The following is an 18528-nucleotide window of genomic DNA, read 5'->3' on the forward strand; positions in this document are numbered from 1 at the left end:
CGGTCGGCCGCCGCCGCGGTCGACCGTGACAGCGCCATGCTGCCCCAGGCCCGACCAGCCTGCTCTTGCGTCCACTTACGGCTCCTCGCGCAACCGACGGTCCGTGGCGCAGGGCGTGACGCCCCGCTCGCGGCGGCCAGGTTGATGAATTCAAACGATCGATTGACAAGATTGGGAGCCCGGGGCACGCTTAATCAAGCGTTTGATTGGATTCTCGCGAGTGGGAGGGCGTCATGAGCACCGATGCGGAGACCGTGGTCCGGGCGGCGTACCGGGCAGCCGAAGGCAGCGTCCTGGACGTGCAGGGCTTCATCGACCTGTTCGCAGACGACGGCGTTTTCAACAACGTCGTCGCCGGCGAGACCTACCGTGGCGAGCACTTGGGTGACCTGGTCGCCTCCATGGCGGCGCTGGCCCCCGACGTGCACCGTGAACTGCACCGGTTCCACGTCATGGGCAATGTGGTCGCCGTCGAGCTGACCATCGAGGGCACCTTCACCGGCCCGTTCGAGACGCCCGCCGGCACTGTCCGGCCGACCGGCGCCCGGCTCAGCATCCCCACCGCCGACTTCTGGTACGTCGAGAACGGCAGGATCAAGGAGTTCAACTGCTACGTCGGGCTCAGTGTCATGCTCGCCCAGCTCGGCGTGCAGCCGGATTTCGTCGCCGCCGTCGAGGCGTCGGCCTTCGTGCCGAACTGACCGGTACCTCGCCTGGTGAAGGTGCACGCCCTTTCTATGGGTGTGCGCCTTCCCGTTCTGGGCGGATCTCGGTGACGATCGTGTAGAGCTCGACGATGACGCCGTCCTTGCTTCGGGCGATGTCCATGCCGGTCACCACCGGAGACCGGTCGGGCGGGCCGTACTCGAAACCGAGGTGGCCGATGTCGTCGAGGCCCGACGCGGAGCCGGCGGGGCGGAAGACCCAGTCCGGGTTTTCCGCTCGCAGCTCCTCGGCGCGCTGCGGCGGCGGCCAGGCGTAGCTGCTCGGTGGAGCGGGTGCGGGCCGCAGTGCCGTAAGAGGCCGGGCCCAGGGCCTTGTTGTGCCACTCGTCGTACAGGTAGTGCAGGGCGTCCTTCGGCACGCCGAGGGCGACCGGAGAGCGCCGGTACCGAACTTCGGCAACTCGCCCTGGAGTCGCTCCTGGGGCACGCTCCGCGCCGGACGTGGCTGCCTGGCGGGGCGAGGCGCTACTGATGGGCTCCCCGGAACGCCCCGGCCACCACGGGGAAGAGCATGCGCTCGACCTGTTCGGCGGGTTCGGCTGCCAGTTCGGCCCCGATGGGCGCCAGGGCAAGCCAGTTCAGCAGGCCGGCCGCGCAGCGGGTGCGGAAGGCGAGCTCGCGCTCGTCGACCCCCGGAAGGTTCGCAATCAGCACCCGCACCGCCTGACGCCGGGCCTCCTCGAACTTCCCGGACAGCCTCTCCCACCCCTCGGGCGGGTCGATCCCGACCCGCGCCACGGTCCGCATCACGGCCAGATCCCGGCCGCCGGTCACCAACGCGTTCACCATCGGTCGCGCGAACGCCTCGGCCAGCTCACTCAGCGACGCGTCCCCCGCGAGGGTGTCGAGCTCCCGGATCTGCGCGTCCAGGTATCGCTCCAGCGCGTGCTCGACCGCCGTGTCGCACAGCGCCTTCAGTGATCCGAAGTGGTAGCTCACCGCAGACACGTTGGCTCCGGCGTTCTGGGTGATCTCGCGGAGGGTCACCCCTTCCTGTCCCCGTTGCGCCAGCAGGTCGAGCGTGGCCGCCAGTAGGTCGTCCCGCGTCCGCCGTCCGGCCTCGCGGCGTAGGTCTGTCTTCTCTGGCCTCACACCTAAACTCAAGCGAATGTTTGACTTCATTGTCAAGCGTGGAAACTGGCGACGCCCATGGGCCGGGGCTGCCCCCCGGTCCGTCCGACGTTCATGGGCCGTGGCCGCCCTGCGCCAACACGAGCACGAGGCCCCGGACCATCGACCGGCGGTGGAGAGCCCCGAACAGACCGACGGCCGCCCCGTGATGCTCTCCCGGCCAGCCCGGCGGATCACGGCCCCGTAGGATCCACGTCATGCACAGCAGCCTGACGCGGCACGCCCGGTGTCTCTACGGAGACGAGTACCGACCCACGCCGGAGTGCGACCAGGAACACGACGAGCGCTACTTCGTCGAGAAGCTGACCTTCGCGGACGCGGAGGAAATCCTGGCCATGCTGCGTGAGCTCAGTCCGCACCTGGTGGACGGCCAGTTGCCGGTCTGGGTACGGAATCTGGCCTATCGGCTGGTGTTGTTGCAGCGGCCGGACGAGCCGGTGCTGATGCGGGAGGCCGCCCATAGCCTGCGGCTGCACGGACCGGACTGGGACGACATCGCGGCGGACCTCGCGAAGCGAGCCGAGGCCCTGGAAGCTGGCTGATCATGCCATGAGCCGGAGGCGGATCGAGGTCACGGTGACAGTGCCGTGGGAGGCACCGTAGGAGGGCCGGCCCGACGAAAGTCGCTTGGCCGCGCAGCTTTCCGGATGGAAGTGATGACGGACGGCAGTGGCGGCGGTCGGCTGCGTCCGGTCAACTTTCGTCGTGGGCCGACGCGACCAATGGCGGGTGCGGTTTCCGGCCACGGCTGCCTAACGTGGCCGCGTGACTCGTGTGGAACGTACAGGCCCTGTGGTATCGGCTCGCCGAGTGCTGGCGGCATGGTGGCGCACGGCGCCCCAGCGGCTGGCCGATTCGGGCAGGGCGCTGTTCGCCCCCGGGATGTGGACGCCTGGGCGCGTTGCGGGTGAAGTGCTGCTGAGCCTGGTGCTCGGCCTGCTGGCGGCCGCCGGCGAGGCCCTGGGCACCGGCGGCACCGTACGGATCGTGGCGGTGGCCCTGGCCGCTGCGCTGCTGTCACTGTTGCGCCGGGTCCTGCCCGCGGCGGTGCTTCTGATCACCGCCGTCGGCTCGGCCGAGTTCGGCGGCCTGGGCCCGCTGGTTCTGGTCGCCGCGTGGTCGGCCGGGCGGCGGATCAGCGGGGTCGGCAGGGCAGCCCTCACCTTCGCCACCGCGTATGTCCTCGCCCTCGGCCTGTGGCTTCTGCAGGTCACGTCCCCCGCACTGTTCTTCCTGGCCTTCGCCGCCCCGTTCCTGCTGGTCGTGCTCGTCGTCCCCGGCCTGATCAGTCGCTACTGGTCGCAGCGCCGCACGCTGGCGGACACCCTTCGGGAGTACAACGCCCAGCTGCTGCGCGAACGCGCGATGATCGCCGGACAGGCCCGGATGCGGGAGCGTCAGCGCATCGCGCAGGACATGCACGACAGCCTCGGGCATCAGCTCACGCTCATCTCGGTGCACGCCGGCGCACTGGAGGTGGATCGGGAGCTGACCGGAGCGCAGCGGGAGGCCGTAGGGGTGCTGCGCGAGGCATCGGTGGCCGCGATGCACGAGCTGCGCGAGGTGGTGGGACTGCTCCGGGACGGCACCGAGAATCCCCGGCAGGACAGTGCCTCCCAGGCCCTGCAGGCCATGGGGGAGGAGGACGCGATGGCGTCGTCGCGCGGGGTGGCCGGCATCGAGGGCCTGGTGGCGGCGTCCCGGAGCGCGGGGACGACCGTGGAGCTGCGGCGCTCCGGCGAGCCGCGCCCGCTCGCCCCGACCGCCGATCACGCGGCGTACCGCGTCGTGCAGGAGGGCCTGACCAACGCCCACAAGCACGCCCCGGGTGCCTCGATCGCCATCGAGCTGCGCTACGAGCCGGATGCCCTGGTGGTGGAGGTCGTCAACGCCGCCGCCCCAGGGACGGCGGATGGCCGACGAAGCGTGGTGAGCGGCGGCCAGGGCTTGACCGGGCTCGGGGAGCGGACCCGACTCGTCGGAGGCATGGTGCACACCGGCCGGACCGCGGACGGCGGCTTCCGACTGGCCGGCGTGCTGCCCTACACCCCGCCGGAGGGCGGTGCCCCCAGCAGCGCCGCCGGGAGAGCGACGGCAACGTTCGTCGATCCGGCACACGACTTTCGGCAGCAGAACCCGGCGGTCGCTCCGGGCGAGGGTGACCTGGTCATCGACGGGAGCGGTCTGCCGAAGGAGCTGGTCAGGGCAATGAGCACGAACAAGAAGCGAAGCGGCATAGTGATCGGTTGCGGGATTGCGGCAGCGATCCTGGTGCTGCTGATGGTCGCCGGGGTCCTCGCCGCGCTCTTCCTGGCAGGGGAGTCGGACAAGGCCACGATCGATCCGAAGCAGTACGACGCGGTGAAGGTGGGCCAGTCCGAGGCGGAGGTCCGTGCGCGGCTGCCGCACGGCGACTCGTTCCTGGTCAACGGTCTGGACAAGGGCGCGCCGCCGGAGCCGAAGGGGGCGAAGTGCCTCGCCCTGATGTCCACCGAGGCCGGGAGCGCCTGGTACAGGGACCCGGTTTTCCGGTTCTGCTTCAAGGATGGCAGGCTGATCGAGAAGAAGTCCTTCGAGGTCAGGAACTGACGGAGACCGGCTTCGCGGTGACCGGAGGGGGCTCATGCGGGTGGGCCCGTTCGGGGATGATGTCAGGATGACCGCTCGGGACAGCGCAGGAGAGACGTGATCAGGGTTCTCATCACCGATGACGAGCCGCTCATCCGGGCCGGCATCAGGATGATTCTCACCTCGGCCGACGACATCGACGTGATCGCGGAGGCGGCCAACGGCCGCGAGGCGATCGAGTTGGCACGCGCCCAGCGGATCGATGTGGCGCTGCTCGACATCCAGATGCCGGTCATGGACGGGCTGACAGCCCTGACCGAACTACGCCGGACCGTCCCCGACACCCGCGTACTGATCCTCACCACCTTCGGCGCGCAGCAGAACGTGCTGCACGCGCTGACCGAGGGCAGCGCGGGCTTCTTGCTCAAGGACTCGGCACCCGCGGAACTCATCCGCGCGGTGCGCGCCGCGGCCGCCGGTCAGGCGTACCTGTCGCCGGGCGCCACCCGGCACGTCGTGGACTCGCTGGCCTCCGGCCGTACCACGCTCCGCGCCGAGCAGCGCCGCCGGCTGGAGACACTGACCGAACGCGAACTGGAGGTGCTGGCCCTCCTGGGCGAGGGCCGCTCCAACGCGGACGCCGGGCAGCGACTCCACATGAGCGAGGCAACGGTCAAGACCTACGTGAGCCGGATCCTGGCCAAACTGGACTGCGCGAACCGGGTACAGGCAGCACTCCTGGCACGGGACGCGGGCCTGACAGGCTGATCCCGCCAGCCGGCCCGGCACCGAGCCGGCTGGCGCGCAAGCCTGCCGGTGGTGGAGCGGCGGTCGGCAGGGCGCGAAGTCGTCAAGACGGGGCGCACCAGCGCCCTCCGCTCTCCGGGGAACACCAGTAGCAGTGGCCAGGCGCCCCTGAACTGCACGGTAGGTGCCTACCATCCCACCATGCGTCATAGGTCTGCTGTAGCAGTCGTCATGCTCGCCGGTCTGGCTGCCGTGTCGGGTTGTGCCACCGGCGACGTACCGGCACAGGGCACTCTGGTCTCCGCAATCCCCTCGGCCTCGCCGTTCGCCGGTGCCACCGGGGCCGCGCATACCTGGTCCGCACAACGGATGCGGGGCGCACGGCCCTTCCGCCACCAGCCGGGGATCTCGCACACCCCACCGCCGACCACGTCCAACGCCCGGGTGGGCGCGGTGTTCAGCCACGGCGGCAACGGCGACCACTTCTGCACCGGGAGCGTGGTGGACAGCCCCGGCAAGTCCGTGGTGATCACCGCGGCACACTGCATCCACACCGGCAAGGACGGCGGCTACCAGACGGACCTGGCGTTCGTCCCCGGCTACCGCGACGGGCAGACCCCCAACGGCATCTGGCCGATCACCAAGATGGTGGTGGACGACCACTGGGCGCAGTCCTCCGACCCCGGATACGACGTGGGGTTTGTCATCGTCGGCAAGCTCGACGGCAAGCGGATCGCCGATGTCCTGGGCGCCAACAGCTTCGGCTACAACGCCGGTTACGGCAACAACGTGCGGATCACCGGCTATCCGGCCAGCGGCCAGGACCCCATCTCGTGCGTCAACAAGGCCACCAAGTTCCAGACGGACCAGATGAAGGTGGACTGCACCGGCTACAGCGGCGGAACCAGCGGCAGCCCCTGGCTGACCCACTTCAACCGCGCCACGCGTACCGGCGAGGTCATCGGTGTCATCGGTGGCTACCAGACCGGCGGTGACACCGACGACACCTCCTACAGCCCCTACTTCAACGACGCCATCAAATCCCTCTACGACAAGGCCATCGGCGAGGAGCGCCAGGGGCTGACGCCCTAGAGGTTCAACTCCCGTAGAAGGGGTGGGGCGTTGTGTGCTGATGCCGTCCACACGGCCGTCCTCGGAGTGCGTCGGCTACGGCGTCATCAGGCCCCAGAACAGTGCCCAGGCAACGAACACCGCGCCGGCGAGCGCCAGCAGCCCGAGGCGGGCGTGGGTCCGGCCCGTTGCCGAGGCCCTGGCCCGCCACCAGCCCAGGGCGGTGGCCGCGGTCGCCAGGCCCGTCCCGGCCGTCAGGAGTTGCAGGACGAGCCAGAGCACGGGACGGCTGCCGAGCACCGGGCCGGGGGTCAGCGTCGTCGCCACCAGGCCGAGGTATCCCACGAAGCCGAGCACGGTGGCCAGTCCGGTCGTGGCCAGCCATCGCGGTGCCCGGCCGGCCCCGGGAGCGCAAGGGCGCCCGCGCAGGCGCCGCACCAGTTCCCCCAACAGGTACGCGGCGAACGAAACGACCATGAACAGGACCCCTGCGGCCTGCGCCGCGGATGACTGGTATCCGCGGAGAGGGGCCAGAGCATGGCTCTGCCGGGCCTGGTGGGGCAGGGCGCCGTCGGCCCGGTGCCCGTGTCCTGCCACCCAGGACGCCATGGTGTCGACGTACCCGGGCGTCAGCTGCCTGCCCCGCTGGAAACCGTCGGGTGAGGCGTGCAGTTTGTGGTCGGCGTGCGGGAAGAAGCGGAGCGTCACGTCGGTGTTGCCGCCGTCGCGCAGTGCCTTCCCAATGGCGCTGGCGCTCTCCGCGGGAGGTGACTGCTGGTCGTTTCCCCATATGGCGAGCACGGGTTGGCGTAGCCGCCGCAGCGCCGGCATCGAGTCGTAATCCGCCTCCGGGAGCAGACCGGCATCCGTGAGAAACCGCGTCCCGGTGACCGACAGGGTCCGCAGTGGTGATCCTGCGACGCCTGCGTGCCGGAGTTTGTTCTCCACAGACCACGCCGACTGCCTGGCCGGGGACACCCCGGATGCGCCGACCAGCACCACGTACGAGACCTGCGTCGAGCGCGAGGCTGCCAGCGGAGCGACCCAGCCGCCCTCGCTGAACCCCCAGAGCCCGACCTGGTGGGGATCCACATCGGCGCGCCTGCTCAGCAACCGGACGCCGGCCAGGGCGTCGTCGGCGAGTTGGGCGTAGGACCGCTGTGTCTGCGAGTAGCCCGTGGCGCGTTTGTCGTAGCTGAGAACCACGAACCCGACTCGTGCCATGGCCTGGACCTCGGCCTGGTAGTTCGCCCGCTTCTCGGGACCCGAACCGTGCACCAGCACGATCCCGGGCCGCCGCCCGGCCGCCCCGGCAGGCGCCGTGACCGTACCGTGCAGCGTCAAGTCCCCACTGCGGAACGCCACGCTCTCCTCGGTGCCCTGCCCGGCAGGGCGCGCCACGGCCACCCCGCCTGCTGCCGCCAGGGCAGCCAGCACCACCATCAGCCATACAGCCCACCGGACCCGCATCCCGCCCCCCTGATCTTCAAGAATCTCCCTCCCGAAATCCTCGGTCGGGTACTCCTCGACGATCCTGCTTCGCATCGCAACGGCAGCCCATCCAGCAGACCCGCCAACTGTGTTGGGGATAGCCCCCGTTGGGGAAGACTGCCGCCCTGGAGGTGGACCGGGGAATGGAGCGGGCAGGCCCTGACCAGTGGCGGTCAGGGCCTGCCCGCTCGTGCGCGGTCACTTCCGGGAGTACAGGCGCCCGTCCGACCAGAGCAGGTCAGCGCGGTCCCAGCGTGCCGCCGCGCTCACGTCGGGGAAGAAGCCGCACCCTTGGTCGTTGGCGCTGGTGTTGCACAGCACCGGTACGCCGCTGAGCTGCTCGTATTCCATGAGCACCGCGGCCAGCAATGGGTTGTCGCGCTCGGTGACGGTCTGCAGTCGGGCCGTGCCGTCGAGGTGGACGACGGCCGGGATCTTCGTGTGCCACCCGGGGCGTACCTCGTGGTCGAAGAGCATGTACGGGTCCGGGCAGCCGGGGGCGAAGATCTCCGGTGCCCGGTGTTCCAGGCAGATCGGGGCGACCGGCCGGTAGTTGGCGCGGCCCTTGATGTCGTTGAGCCGGTCCTTCGTCTTCGGGTCGGTGGCCGGGGCGAGGATGCTGCGGCCACCGAGCGCGCGGGGCCCCAACTCGGCCCGCCCGTTGAGGACCACGACCGGCGCCGCGGTTTCGTGGAGCACCTTGGCGAGCCCGGCGGCGTCGCACGGTTCCCATGTCCACCCGGGTACGTCGGTCACCGGCAACAGCCGGGGGCCGCGGAACACATCCCAGTCCAGGGCGGTTCTGCCCTCCCGGCTCACCATCTCGGCGACCGCGGTGCCGATCGCGGCGCCGGAGTCGTTCGGGAACGGCGGAATCCATACCTCGGCGAAGAGGCCGCTGGACCGGATCAGACTGTTCCACTTGATGTTGAGGGCGCACCCGCCCGACAGACACAGATTCGGGCTGCGCAGGTCGGGTGCGAGTTCCGCCAGGCGTTCGCGCAGCGCGGTCAGCAGCCTGGCGCCGAGATAGCCCTGGAAACTCGCGATGAAGTCGGCTTCCGAACCGCCGGGCAACACCTCGTCGCGGTGCGCACGGCACCACTCGGCCAGCTCGATGCCGGTGTCGAACGTGAGTGGAATACCGTCCAGTTGGGTGTCGAAGGCCCGGTACAGGGCCGGTTCGTCCCGTCCCAGGGCGGCGTACGCCATCGCCTTGCCCGCCACGTCGAGATTCCGGGGCACGGCGGCGTTGGTGATTTCCTGCTCGTCCCGCTGCGGTGCCTCCCGGGAGCGGAACGGGTCCCACTGGGCGCAGTAGTCGGCGAAGGCATTGCCGTAGAGGGGGAAGAGGGGGCCCAGGCTCCGTACCCGGAAGGGAGCGGTGTCCACCCTGTACAGCCGGGGAACGGTGCCGCCGTCCCAGACGATCCCGAGTGCGGATTCGCCGCGGGCGGCGAACGGGCTGGTGCAGTAGGCCCCGAGCAGATGTTGGGTGACGTGGTGGTAACTGGCGTACGGGACGACGCGGTCGCCCAGCGGGAGGCCGTCGAACTCGTAGCGATACAGCGCCGCCTTGGCGTTGTCGTCCCCCTCGGAGTACGGCGCGACCTCGATGGCCACCGACCGCCCGTGGTGCGTCAACTCCCGCAGCATGGGCATGGGTTCACCCGGCGCCGCCATCCACCCGTCGACCACCACGGCGTCGAGGTCGGACAGCTTCACTCCCTGTCCGGCCAGGATGCCCTCGACGGTTTCCAGGCGGTTCAGCGGTTGGTAGCGCGGATTGCCGTCGAGTTTCTCCATCTCGATGCTGCACAGCAGCGTGCCGTCCTCGATGACGGCGAGACCGCCGTCGTGTGTCAGCTTCAGCCCGCAGATCAGCATTGCTTCCAGCCTCTCTTCTCCGAGGTGTCTCGTCTTCTCCGACGTGTCGAGCGGGTCGCATCACGAGCGGGTGGGCACCCGTGCTCCGGTGGCCCTTGCTCCGGGGTTCGTCGTCCGGGCGACGGAACCGTCATGGGGTGGCAGCGGCGTCCACGCAGGCATCACTTCCCGAGGCCGTGCGCGACCGTCCTGGTGTCGATCTGCTCCATGGGATTCTCAGCACGACTTTCCGGGATTCGCCAACGGGGAATTCACGGTCGCGCTGCGCCCCGCTTCACCCATGACGGACACCCGAATAGTCGAATGCGGCGAACGTCGGCATCTGGATTTTGCGGTTCTTTTGCGGAACTTCGAAATATCGAATTAGACTTCCCGATGGCGCCCGAAAAGCGGTGTTTTCCGCTCTCGACACTCTTGAAATCCTCATCAGGAAGGTGGCACCCGGGATGACGAGCGCAGTCGCACAGCTCTACGAGACCTTTCCCTTCCCGTCCCCGGCGGAGGACGCTCCGCTCATGGACATGGTCGCCGACCAACTGCCCTTCGTGCTGCGGGACGGCGAGGACCTGGACGGCTGGGAGGTGCTCGACGCCGGGTGCGGAACCGGCTCCATCCTGGTGGCGCTCGCCCGGCGCTACCCCAAGGCCCGGTTCACGGGGGTGGACGCCTGCCGCCGCTCGCTCGACATTGCGCGACGGTGCGCCGAGCGACACGGGGTGACCAACGTCGAGCTCGTCCACGGCACCATGCCCGAACTGAGCCTGCAGCGCCGGTTCGACATGGCGGTGTGCTGTGGGGTGCTGCACCATCTCCCCTCACCTCGGGCCGGGCTGCAGTGGCTCACCGAGCACCTCACGGACGACGGACTGATCTATCTGTGGCTGTACGACGCGGTCGGCGAACACGGCCGGATGTTGGACCGGGAGCTGGTGCAGCTGCTCACGTCGCCCGACAACCCCGAGGGTGGGCTCACCACGATCCGCGACCTCGGACTCGAACTGTCGCTCGCGGACTACGGCTTCCCCGTCGGTTGGACCGGTACCGCGCTCACGACGGCCGAACAGGACGTCGCGGACGCCGACGCCTACCTCAACCCCGTGGTCCTGCCGATGCGCTTCGCCGACATGCCCGAGTTGTTCGCGGGCCTGCCCCTGACCTGGCTGGCCGCGGACCGGGTCTTCCACCCGGGCGGCATCGGCCTCGTCGATCTCGCGGGCACGGAGGCGGAGAACGGTGGGGCCGTGTTCGTACGCCCCGAGGACCTCTTCGACCGACCGGGCCTGCGGGAGCGGGTCCGCGAGTTGGGGAATCTCGACCGGCTGCGGGCGATCGAGCTGCGGCTGCGGCCGACCGGCTTCGAGGTCCTCGCCGGTCGCGGCGCCGGGCTCGACCGCTGCCTGCCCCGCATCGCGGGCAATCTGCTGCCGTACGGCGACGGCCCCGAGCCCGGCGCTCGCTGAGCCCGGAGCCGCCCCCCCCGCAACAAGACCGCCAGGCCGCCCGCCCCCGACCCGCAGGACGCCGCCGAGATGATCAGGCGTGGGTGCTCGGTGTTGTCAGGAGAGTTCGGGTGTGGGCGGCGGCGCGGATGCCGGTTTCGACGGCGCCGTCCATCCACAGCGCGTTGAAGTTGGTGGAGGTGTCGCCTCCGGCGAAGGCGATGCGTCCTTCGGGGGCGCTGATGGCGGGCCCGTGTGCGGTGAGCCAGCCGGGGCGGTAGGCGATCCAGGTGCCGCGCGAGTAGGGGTCCTCGTTCCAGTCGTGGCTGTGCACGGCCTTGACCCGGGCCTCCGGCGCGTAGGCGGCCAGGGCCTTCTGCGCGCCCGACAGGGTGTACAGGTCGGGGGAGGCCACGGGGTCGCCGAAGCCGGTGAGCAGACTGCCCTGGGCGGTGACCCGTTCGGTGCGGATCCACTGGAATCCGTCCGGGGTGCCCGCGGCGAAGAAGGACGGATCGGGCAGGCCCTCGGCCAGCAGCCAGACCTTGGCGAAGTGCCCGGCGTGGCCCTGGGTGCTGACGGCCTGCTTCGCGGGGTGCAGGGCCGGGCGGAAGTCGATGGTGTGCCAGCAGTTCAACGGTGTGGCGACGACCGCGGTGCGGGCGACGAACCGCTCGTCGGCGTCGGTGATGACCTCCACGTGGTCCGCGGCCTGGGTGACACGGCGCACGGGGGAGGACAGGTGGACCTCGGCGCCGGCATCGGCGATGAGCGCGTCCAGGAGGGCCTTCGTCCCGTCGCGGAAGCTGTCGAGGACGTCGAGCGCCAACGTCTGCTGCGCGAACAGGGTGTAACGCGTGGCGATCTCACCCAGGAGGTACAGGGCGGAGATCTCGTCGGCGGGGGCTCCGTAGTGCACCGACGCCTGCTGGCTGAGGGTGGCGAGCACCGTGGGGGACAGGCCGAGCGTGGACAGGTACTGGCGGATCGACACATCCAGCGGACGGGTGCGGTCGGGGTCGTGGAGGTGGGGGCCGGTGGCCCGGGCGGTTTCGGTCATCCGCCGGATGGCGTCCTCGATTTCGGCACCGTAGCCAGGGGGCAGCGCCTGCGGGTCGGTGTGACGGATGCCGTCGATGAACAGGCTGCTGACGGTCGTGCTGGGGCTTTGCACGACGGGGAGTTGATAGCGGGTGGCCTCGGCGTAGACGTGGCGGAAGGTGTCACGGCGGCCCAGCCACATGCCGCCGAGGTCGACAGGCGTGTCGGTGCCGGGGAAGGTGCTGGTCCAGGTCCGTCCTCCGAGGCGGTCGCGGGCTTCCAGCAGCACCACGGAATGCCCTGCTGTGCCCAGTTCTCGGGCGGCGGTGGCGCCGGAGAGGCCGCCGCCGATGATGATCACGTCGTGCATGTGTGCTCCTACAGGGTCGGCCGAGGGTTCGGCGATCGATACGAAGAAGCGGCTCGGGTGCCTGGCCGGGCGTCAGGGTGCGGTCTCGGCGCGTACGGCGGCGGCGATCCGGTCCCAGGCCAGTCGCACGTGCCGCAGCTCGGTGCCCGGAGCGCCGATGGCCATCCGCAGCAGCACCCGGCCGCCGGCCTTGGTGTGGGTGAGGTACAGCTCGCCGGAGTCGTTGAGCCGTTGCATGATCCGCAGGGTCGTCGCGTCCGCCTCGGTGTCGGGCAGTTGAGGCCACAGCGGGCGGAAGCAGACCAGGCCCAGCGGGTGGTGGGGGTGCAGGTGGAATGCCGCATCGGCCTCGATCCACCCGGCCAGCTCCTGTGCCAGGCCGATACCGCTGCGGATGTGCGCCCGCAGCCCCTGCGCCCCGTACCAGCGGATCACCGACCACAGCTTCAGGGCGCGAAAACGGCGGCCGAGCGGGATCTGCCAGTCGCGGTAGTCGATGACCTCGCCCGAGGCGGTGGCCTGGTTGCGCAGGTACTCGGGGAGGACCGAGAGCGCACCCACCAGCGGTGCGCGGTCGGCCACCCACAGCGCGGTGCAGTCGAAGTTGGTGAGCATCCACTTGTGCGGGTTGGTGACGTAGGAGTCGGCGTACTGCGCCAGTCCGTCGTTGAGCCACCGCAGTTCCGGGCACACCGCCGCCACGCCCGCATAGGCCGCGTCCACGTGCAGCCAGGCACCGTTGCGGCGGCACACCACGCCGATCTCGGGCACCGGGTCGATGGCGGTGGTCGAGGTCGTGCCGACCGTCGCACACACCAGCAGCGGCACGGCGCCCGCGGCGCGGTCCCGGGCGATCGTCGTTTCCAGGCAGGCCGGGTCCATCGCCAGGCTCTGTGGATCGACGTCCACCACCCGCACGGCAGCCGCGCCGATTCCACAGATCCGCGCGGCCTTCTCCAGTGAGGAGTGGGTCTGTGAGCTGGTGTAGAGCGTGTACCGCGCGCTGATGCCGTCCCGTCCGGGCTTTCCCCCGCCCGCTCGGTGCAGCGCGGCGACGACCGCCACCAACGAGGCGCTGGACGCCGAGTCCTGGATGACACCGTTGCCCCGGTACGCCTCCGGCAGTTCCAGCAGCTGCGCCAGCCAGTCGACCACGCGGGTCTCCAGCTCGGTGCAGGCCGGACTGGTCGCCCACAGCATGCCCTGAACGCCCAGTCCGGACGAGAGAAGGTCGCCCAGGATCGCCGGGCCGCTGGCGTTGGCGGGGAAGTAGGCGAAGAACGAGGGATGCTGCCAGTGCGTGATGCCTGGCATCAGCACCCGGTCCAGGTCCGCCAACACCCCCTCGAAGCCCTCGCCCGTCTCCGGTGGGCTCGGCGGCAGCGCCTCCAGCACCTCACCCGGCGCGACCTGCGAACGCACCGGATACGACTCGATCTTCTCCTGGTAGGCGGCGATCCAGTCGACCACCTGCCGGCCGTGACGCCGGAACTCGTCCGGCGTCATGTGCCCACGCACGACACTGCCTCCCAACACCGTGCTCCACAAGGCTCAGCGCGCATCTGCGGTCCGCCTCCTGCCAGAAAGCCGGAGCGCCTTTCGCGCCATAGCGTCTGGGGATCTCTGGGTGAATGGGTGCGACGCCCTCAGTCAAGCAGGAGTACGTGAGAAGGCAGAGGCGGCGGGAACGGGGGTTCACTCCATCGGTCGCCTGGTGAGGCAGTGGGTCACCCGTCGGGAGATCCTTCTGTCGGGCGCCCCCTCCCGGTGGGAAATTCTTCCGTTCGCCAAGCCCCTGGAATCAGTGGAACAGGAGTCGGTGATCAGCCATGAATCGCGCGAATGAGCACCATGTGGCGGAAGGCGGCCGTCTCGATGAGCCCTGCGCCCGGCGCAGGAAACAAATATCGGAGGCGATCCGCAGGGCGGGCGGGCTCAACTCGCACCCGGTGGTCTACAGCGCGGAGGAAGACCTGTTATGGGGCACGATGGTGTCGAAGCTCAATGCCATGCATCCCCGCGTCGCCAGTTCGCGCTACCTCCAGGCCAAGAATCGCCTGCCGCTGCCCGCCGACCGCGCGCCCAGGATCGACGACCTCGGACAGCGCCTCAACAACTCCACGGGATTCCGACTGCTCCCGGTCGACGGGCTCACCCCCGTCGCGGACTTCTACGGGCGCTTCGCCGCCGACATCTTCTCGACGGCCCTGTACCTGCGTTGCCCCAGCCGGCCCCACTACAGCCCGGAACCCGACATGCTCCACGAACTCGTCGGGCACGTCGTCATGCTCTCCGACCCGCTCTTCGCCGACCTCTACCGGCTTTTCGGCGAAGCCACGAACAACGCCACCTGTGCGCAGGACCTCCAGGCGATCAGCCAGGTCTTCTGGTTCACGATGGAGACGGGACTCGTACAGGAGGATGGCCAGGCCAAGGCGTACGGGGCGGCCCTGCTCTCGTCGACCGGTGAACTCGACAAGCTCGGCACCTTCCCGGTCGAGAAGTTCTCCATCCAGGAAATGATCGAATCCGACTACGACATCTCCACCTACCAGGGAAAGCTGTTCATTGCCCAATCCGTAGAGGAAATGGCCAGCGAAGTCCGCTCCTTCTTGACGCACATTTGACATTCGGAATCCTTCGGTAGGGCTAGGGCGCCGGCGGAGGCGCACGCCGCGGCAGACATGGGGCACAGTCACCGATATCCACCGGTGAGACCGTCCCCACCAAAGGCACATGCACGTCTCGGATGTGAAACCTATTGCGTGTCGGGAAGGCGGTGATGAACCGATGACCACGACGAATGCCGGAAGTCGGTCACACGACGGCGGAAGACAGGTGCACGATCCGGCCGCGGTGCGGCTGGTGGAGATCACCCTGTGGTTCTGGATCGGCCAGGCGGTGGGCGCGTTCGCGCGACTGGGGGTCGCGGACGCCTTCGGCGATCAGCACCGGACCGTGGACGACCTGGCAGCCCGAACCGACTGCGAACCTCAAGGACTCCTCCGACTGCTGAGATCGCTGACCGGTGTCGGGGTCGTCCGCGAGGTCTCGCCCGGCCTGTTCGCCCTCGGCGAGCTGGGGCAGCACCTCCGTACCGACCACCCCCAGTCCATGCGGGACCTCGCGGTGCTGCAGAGCGAGCCGTGGATGTGGCGGGTCTTCGAGCAACTCCCACACGCGGTCTCCACCGGCGCCACCCCCATCAAGAACGTCCTCGGGACCGACTACTACTGGAACTGGCTGCACCAACAGCCCGAGGAACGGCGGGTGTTCGACGCCGGCATGGTGTCGGTGGCCAAGGCTCTCCAGATCCCCACCGCGCTCTCCTACGACTACCGGGACGTACACCGGATCGTCGACGTCGGCGGCGGCCTGGGACAGGTGCTGAGCGCCATCCTCACCGCCAACCCCCACATCAGCGGCACCCTCTTCGACCAGCCGAGCACCGTCGCCGACGCCCAGCGGACGCTGGCGGACGCGGGCCTGGCGGACCGGTGTTCCGTGGAGGGCGGCGACATGTTCCAGGCCGTCCCCGACGGCAGTGACACCTATCTGCTGTCGTTCGTGCTGATGGACTGGGACGACGAGCACGCGGTGCAGCTGCTGAGCAACGTGGCAGCCGTCCTTCCCGCACACGGTCGGGTTCTCGTCCTCGACTGCCTGGCGGACCACGACACCGACACCGGCCCGTCAGGACACCCCTTCCACATGGGCCGCACGGTCGACCTGTTCCAGATGTGCATGGGCAGCGCCCGGGTCCGCACCCGCGCGGAGTTCGAAGACCTCTACGCCCGCGCCGGACTGCGACTCCAAGCACTCCACCTGCCGCAGGCCCCGGTCACCCTGATGCAGCTGGCCCCTGCCTGAGAGAACGCGGAGCCGCGGAGCAGGCTGCGCTCGACGCCGCCGGTTCCGCCCCGCCGCCGAACGCGAGGCTCCGCCCCTTGTTCTGGGGGGGGCGGCCCGCACTACTGCGCCGGGACGGCGCTGGCTCGCGCGGAACTCGCCGAAGCCCTCACCGCACTCACCGCATGCCTGGGCCCACCCAGCATCGCCGGTCCGGTCACCTGGCGCCCGCCCTTCGGGAGCAGCGGCCCGTTGAACCTGCCCCTGCGGTTCGACGGCGCATAGTTCCACCGGCGCGGCCCGCGAGCCGCGGCGAGCAACTCCCCTTCTCCTTCGACCGGCTGGACCCGACGAACGGGCCGTCTGGACGCCCTCGGTTGCCGGGTCCTCCAAGGCGCCCACCTTTTTTCCCTCAAGGAAAGAAGGTGGTACTTTCTTCATGAGCAAGTACCTCGGACGACCAGGATCACCAGGGGGACCCATGACCTCGTACGACGCGCGGACCGCGCTCGACGCGATACACCACCACCAGGAGCAGACCCGTGACGCGTATGTGCGCCACGGCTCCTCGCTCCCCTACAGGCTCGTCACCGCGCTGGCCGTGTTCGGCTTCGGCGCGGCCGTCGATCTGCCGAACCCCTGGCGCACCCTCACCCTCCTGGCGGCGGGCGGCCTGATGGCGGGCATGCTGTACGTGCACCAGCGGCGGGCCCCGGTCCACCGGAAGCCGTCCCGCGCCCAGTGGGCGTTCTCCTTGTGGTTGGGGGGAGTTGTCACCCTGATCCTCGTGGCGGCGGTGGTCTGCGCCCGGCTGCTGGAACTCCCCGAGCCGAGTGTGATCGCCGGGGCTGTCGCGGCGGTGGCGACCCTGGTGGCCGGGTATGCGGCCCGCCCGATCGTCAAGGCCATCACGCGCCGGGACGACCACGGCTGATGGATCCGGACTTCGACGAGTTCCTGCACGTACCGGCCCGGCTCTCGGTCGTCGCGCTGCTGGCTCCGGCCGACTGGGTGGAGTTCGGCTTCGTACGGGACACGGTGGGGACCAGCGACTCGGCCCTGTCCAAACAGGTCGCGGCGCTGGCAGAGGCCGGCTATGTGGAGGTGCGCAAAACACGGAACCGCACCGGACGCCACACCCACCTTCAACTCACCACACACGGGCGGCAGGCGCTTCAGCGGCACGCCTCGGCCCTGGAGAGGGTCGTGGCGGCGGCGCGGGCCTGCACGCGACCGGAAGACACGGCCACACCCGGCGAGGAGTCCGCTTGTTACGTCTCGAAGCAGTGAGCAAGCGCTATGGCAGGGGTGACTGGGTCCTCAGGGACGTCGACGTGCGGGCCCCTGAGGGCGAGGCCGTCGCGTTCACGGGCGGGAACGGTTCGGGGAAGTCGACACTGCTGCGGATAGCGGTCGGCCTGTCCAAGCCGACTCGCGGCGTGGTGGCCGATCACACCCAGCGGTACCTCGCACCGGTGCTGGTGTTCACAGCGTTGACGGGTGTGCTGACCGTCAACGGCAGTGGCTCCTTGCCACCGGCCTACGCCTCGTCCGCCGGCGCCCTGTTCGTCGGCTCGACGTGGCTGACCATCGCGCTGACGAGCTTGGACGACGCGCCTCAGCGGGCAATCGTTGTCATCAGTTCGGGCCGTTCCCTCAAGGTGCTGCTCGCGGCGGTCGGCACGGCGCTCACGAGCTGTCTGGTCCTCATGGTCTTCGGCCTGCTCTTCCCGCTGTGGGTGGGGGACTACGAAGTCGTCACCGCGAGCGACCTGCTCCTCGGCCTGGAGGCTCAACTCACCTGCGCACTGGTGGGCATCGCCATCGGAGTGCTCTGCTCGCGGCTGGTCCTCAGGCGGCAGGGGTATGCGCTGGTGGCGGCCCTCGCGCTGGTGATGGTCACGCTCTTCGTCAAGGGCATGCCGCCGGTCAACCGGCTCTTCAACCTGATGGCGACGACCTCCGAATCGGCGAAGCTGCTGGCTCCCGCCGCTGGCATGCTCGCGATCGCCGCCGTGATCCTGGCCGGGTCCACGGCCGTCACGCAGTACGTCACCTCCCGTAAGGAATGAACCACTTGGTGGGCTGCCTGGGACTGCCGGAACGGGTACCGCGGAGGCTCGACCAGCCAGGTGCGAAGTCAGAGCCGGAGGGCTGCGACGATCACGGTGCCGTGAAAGACGTACGCCCCAGGGCAGACAAGGCAGGC

Annotated in this window: 16 protein-coding genes; 11 read left to right on the forward strand and 5 right to left on the reverse strand. The window is 69.6% G+C overall.

Translation table 11 applies throughout. From position 1 onward, the window contains the following. Nucleotides 1–233: 233 nt before the first annotated feature. Nucleotides 234–701 (forward strand): ester cyclase, encoded by a 468-nt coding sequence (locus tag MOV08_RS37130; RefSeq protein WP_275310552.1) that lies wholly within the window; start codon nucleotides 234–236, stop codon nucleotides 699–701. A gap of 489 nt (nucleotides 702–1190) precedes the next feature. Here the strand turns inward: MOV08_RS37130 and MOV08_RS37135 are convergent, their stop codons facing one another. Then, nucleotides 1191–1817 (reverse strand): TetR/AcrR family transcriptional regulator, encoded by a 627-nt coding sequence (locus MOV08_RS37135; RefSeq protein ID WP_275310553.1) that lies wholly within the window; start codon nucleotides 1815–1817, stop codon nucleotides 1191–1193. A 236-nt stretch (nucleotides 1818–2053) separates the two neighbouring features. Between MOV08_RS37135 and MOV08_RS37140 the strand changes: the two genes are divergently transcribed. From MOV08_RS37140 to MOV08_RS37155, 4 genes are all read left to right on the forward strand, one after another. Next, nucleotides 2054–2398, forward strand: coding sequence for a hypothetical protein (locus tag MOV08_RS37140; RefSeq protein WP_039638634.1), 345 nt, complete (start codon nucleotides 2054–2056; stop codon nucleotides 2396–2398). Nucleotides 2399–2738: 340 nt separating this feature from the next. Continuing rightward, a complete protein-coding gene (locus MOV08_RS37145) occupies nucleotides 2739–4445 on the forward strand; it encodes a sensor histidine kinase (protein ID WP_275312010.1) in 1707 nt (568 codons plus the stop codon). A gap of 96 nt (nucleotides 4446–4541) precedes the next feature. Continuing rightward, entirely contained in the window at nucleotides 4542–5192 is a 651-nt protein-coding gene (locus tag MOV08_RS37150) for a response regulator (RefSeq protein WP_039638636.1), read from the forward strand. A 180-nt stretch (nucleotides 5193–5372) separates the two neighbouring features. Then, entirely contained in the window at nucleotides 5373–6263 is an 891-nt protein-coding gene (locus tag MOV08_RS37155; protein WP_275310554.1) for a trypsin-like serine peptidase, read from the forward strand. A 75-nt stretch (nucleotides 6264–6338) separates the two neighbouring features. Here the strand turns inward: MOV08_RS37155 and MOV08_RS37160 are convergent, their stop codons facing one another. Both MOV08_RS37160 and MOV08_RS37165 read right to left on the reverse strand, forming a co-directional pair. Further along, nucleotides 6339–7685 (reverse strand): alpha/beta hydrolase family protein, encoded by a 1347-nt coding sequence (locus tag MOV08_RS37160; RefSeq protein ID WP_275310555.1) that lies wholly within the window; start codon nucleotides 7683–7685, stop codon nucleotides 6339–6341. Nucleotides 7686–7931: 246 nt separating this feature from the next. Next, nucleotides 7932–9620 (reverse strand): carbamoyltransferase N-terminal domain-containing protein, encoded by a 1689-nt coding sequence (locus MOV08_RS37165; RefSeq protein WP_275310556.1) that lies wholly within the window; start codon nucleotides 9618–9620, stop codon nucleotides 7932–7934. Between the two features lie 446 nt (nucleotides 9621–10066). Here MOV08_RS37165 and MOV08_RS37170 point away from each other — a divergent pair, with 446 nt between their 5' ends. Beyond that, a complete protein-coding gene (locus MOV08_RS37170; protein ID WP_275310557.1) occupies nucleotides 10067–11080 on the forward strand; it encodes a class I SAM-dependent methyltransferase in 1014 nt (337 codons plus the stop codon). Nucleotides 11081–11153: 73 nt separating this feature from the next. Here the strand turns inward: MOV08_RS37170 and MOV08_RS37175 are convergent, their stop codons facing one another. Together MOV08_RS37175 and MOV08_RS37180 are read right to left on the reverse strand one after the other, a co-directional pair. Next, on the reverse strand, nucleotides 11154–12470 hold the full coding sequence (locus tag MOV08_RS37175) for a flavin monoamine oxidase family protein (protein WP_275310558.1): 1317 nt from the start codon (nucleotides 12468–12470) through the stop codon (nucleotides 11154–11156). 72 nt (nucleotides 12471–12542) lie between these two features. Next, entirely contained in the window at nucleotides 12543–13976 is a 1434-nt protein-coding gene (locus MOV08_RS37180; protein WP_275310559.1) for a pyridoxal-dependent decarboxylase, read from the reverse strand. 323 nt (nucleotides 13977–14299) lie between these two features. On the opposite strand from MOV08_RS37180, the gene MOV08_RS37185 reads away from it, so the two are divergent. The 5 genes from MOV08_RS37185 (at nucleotide 14300) to MOV08_RS37205 (ending at nucleotide 18391) form a co-directional block, all read left to right on the forward strand. Continuing rightward, the gene (locus MOV08_RS37185) at nucleotides 14300–15097 is read left to right on the forward strand and encodes a phenylalanine 4-monooxygenase (RefSeq protein ID WP_275310560.1); all 798 of its coding nucleotides are present in this window, start codon (nucleotides 14300–14302) and stop codon (nucleotides 15095–15097) included. Nucleotides 15098–15308: 211 nt separating this feature from the next. Further along, a complete protein-coding gene (locus tag MOV08_RS37190) occupies nucleotides 15309–16340 on the forward strand; it encodes a methyltransferase (RefSeq protein ID WP_039638640.1) in 1032 nt (343 codons plus the stop codon). 460 nt (nucleotides 16341–16800) lie between these two features. Then, nucleotides 16801–17253, forward strand: coding sequence for a hypothetical protein (locus MOV08_RS37195; protein ID WP_275310561.1), 453 nt, complete (start codon nucleotides 16801–16803; stop codon nucleotides 17251–17253). Continuing rightward, nucleotides 17253–17609, forward strand: coding sequence for a transcriptional regulator (locus MOV08_RS37200; protein ID WP_275310562.1), 357 nt, complete (start codon nucleotides 17253–17255; stop codon nucleotides 17607–17609). Before MOV08_RS37195 ends, MOV08_RS37200 begins: the two co-directional genes overlap by 1 nt. Continuing rightward, nucleotides 17606–18391, forward strand: a complete 786-nt coding sequence (locus MOV08_RS37205) for an ATP-binding cassette domain-containing protein (protein WP_275310563.1) — start codon at nucleotides 17606–17608, stop codon at nucleotides 18389–18391. The genes MOV08_RS37200 and MOV08_RS37205 overlap by 4 nt, the downstream gene beginning before the upstream one ends. Nucleotides 18392–18528 lie beyond the last annotated feature (137 nt).

This window comes from Streptomyces yunnanensis (assembly GCF_029011865.1).
Taxonomy (GTDB): domain Bacteria; phylum Actinomycetota; class Actinomycetes; order Streptomycetales; family Streptomycetaceae; genus Streptomyces; species Streptomyces yunnanensis.

Excerpts from the sequence above, each read along its gene's own strand:
- MOV08_RS37155 (WP_275310554.1), top strand. The coding sequence starts at position 5,373 with ATGCGTCATAGGTCTGCTGTAGCAGTCGTCATGCTCGCCGGTCTGGCT.
- MOV08_RS37200 (WP_275310562.1), top strand. The coding sequence starts at position 17,253 with ATGGATCCGGACTTCGACGAGTTCCTGCACGTACCGGCCCGGCTCTCG.
- MOV08_RS37160 (WP_275310555.1), bottom strand. The coding sequence starts at position 7,685 with ATGGTGGTGCTGGCTGCCCTGGCGGCAGCAGGCGGGGTGGCCGTGGCG.
- MOV08_RS37185 (WP_275310560.1), top strand. The coding sequence starts at position 14,300 with ATGAATCGCGCGAATGAGCACCATGTGGCGGAAGGCGGCCGTCTCGAT.
- MOV08_RS37175 (WP_275310558.1), bottom strand. The coding sequence starts at position 12,470 with ATGCACGACGTGATCATCATCGGCGGCGGCCTCTCCGGCGCCACCGCC.
- MOV08_RS37145 (WP_275312010.1), top strand. The coding sequence starts at position 2,739 with ATGTGGACGCCTGGGCGCGTTGCGGGTGAAGTGCTGCTGAGCCTGGTG.
- MOV08_RS37130 (WP_275310552.1), top strand. The coding sequence starts at position 234 with ATGAGCACCGATGCGGAGACCGTGGTCCGGGCGGCGTACCGGGCAGCC.
- MOV08_RS37170 (WP_275310557.1), top strand. The coding sequence starts at position 10,067 with ATGACGAGCGCAGTCGCACAGCTCTACGAGACCTTTCCCTTCCCGTCC.
- MOV08_RS37165 (WP_275310556.1), bottom strand. The coding sequence starts at position 9,620 with ATGCTGATCTGCGGGCTGAAGCTGACACACGACGGCGGTCTCGCCGTC.
- MOV08_RS37180 (WP_275310559.1), bottom strand. The coding sequence starts at position 13,976 with ATGACGCCGGACGAGTTCCGGCGTCACGGCCGGCAGGTGGTCGACTGG.
- MOV08_RS37195 (WP_275310561.1), top strand. The coding sequence starts at position 16,801 with ATGACCTCGTACGACGCGCGGACCGCGCTCGACGCGATACACCACCAC.
- MOV08_RS37140 (WP_039638634.1), top strand. The coding sequence starts at position 2,054 with ATGCACAGCAGCCTGACGCGGCACGCCCGGTGTCTCTACGGAGACGAG.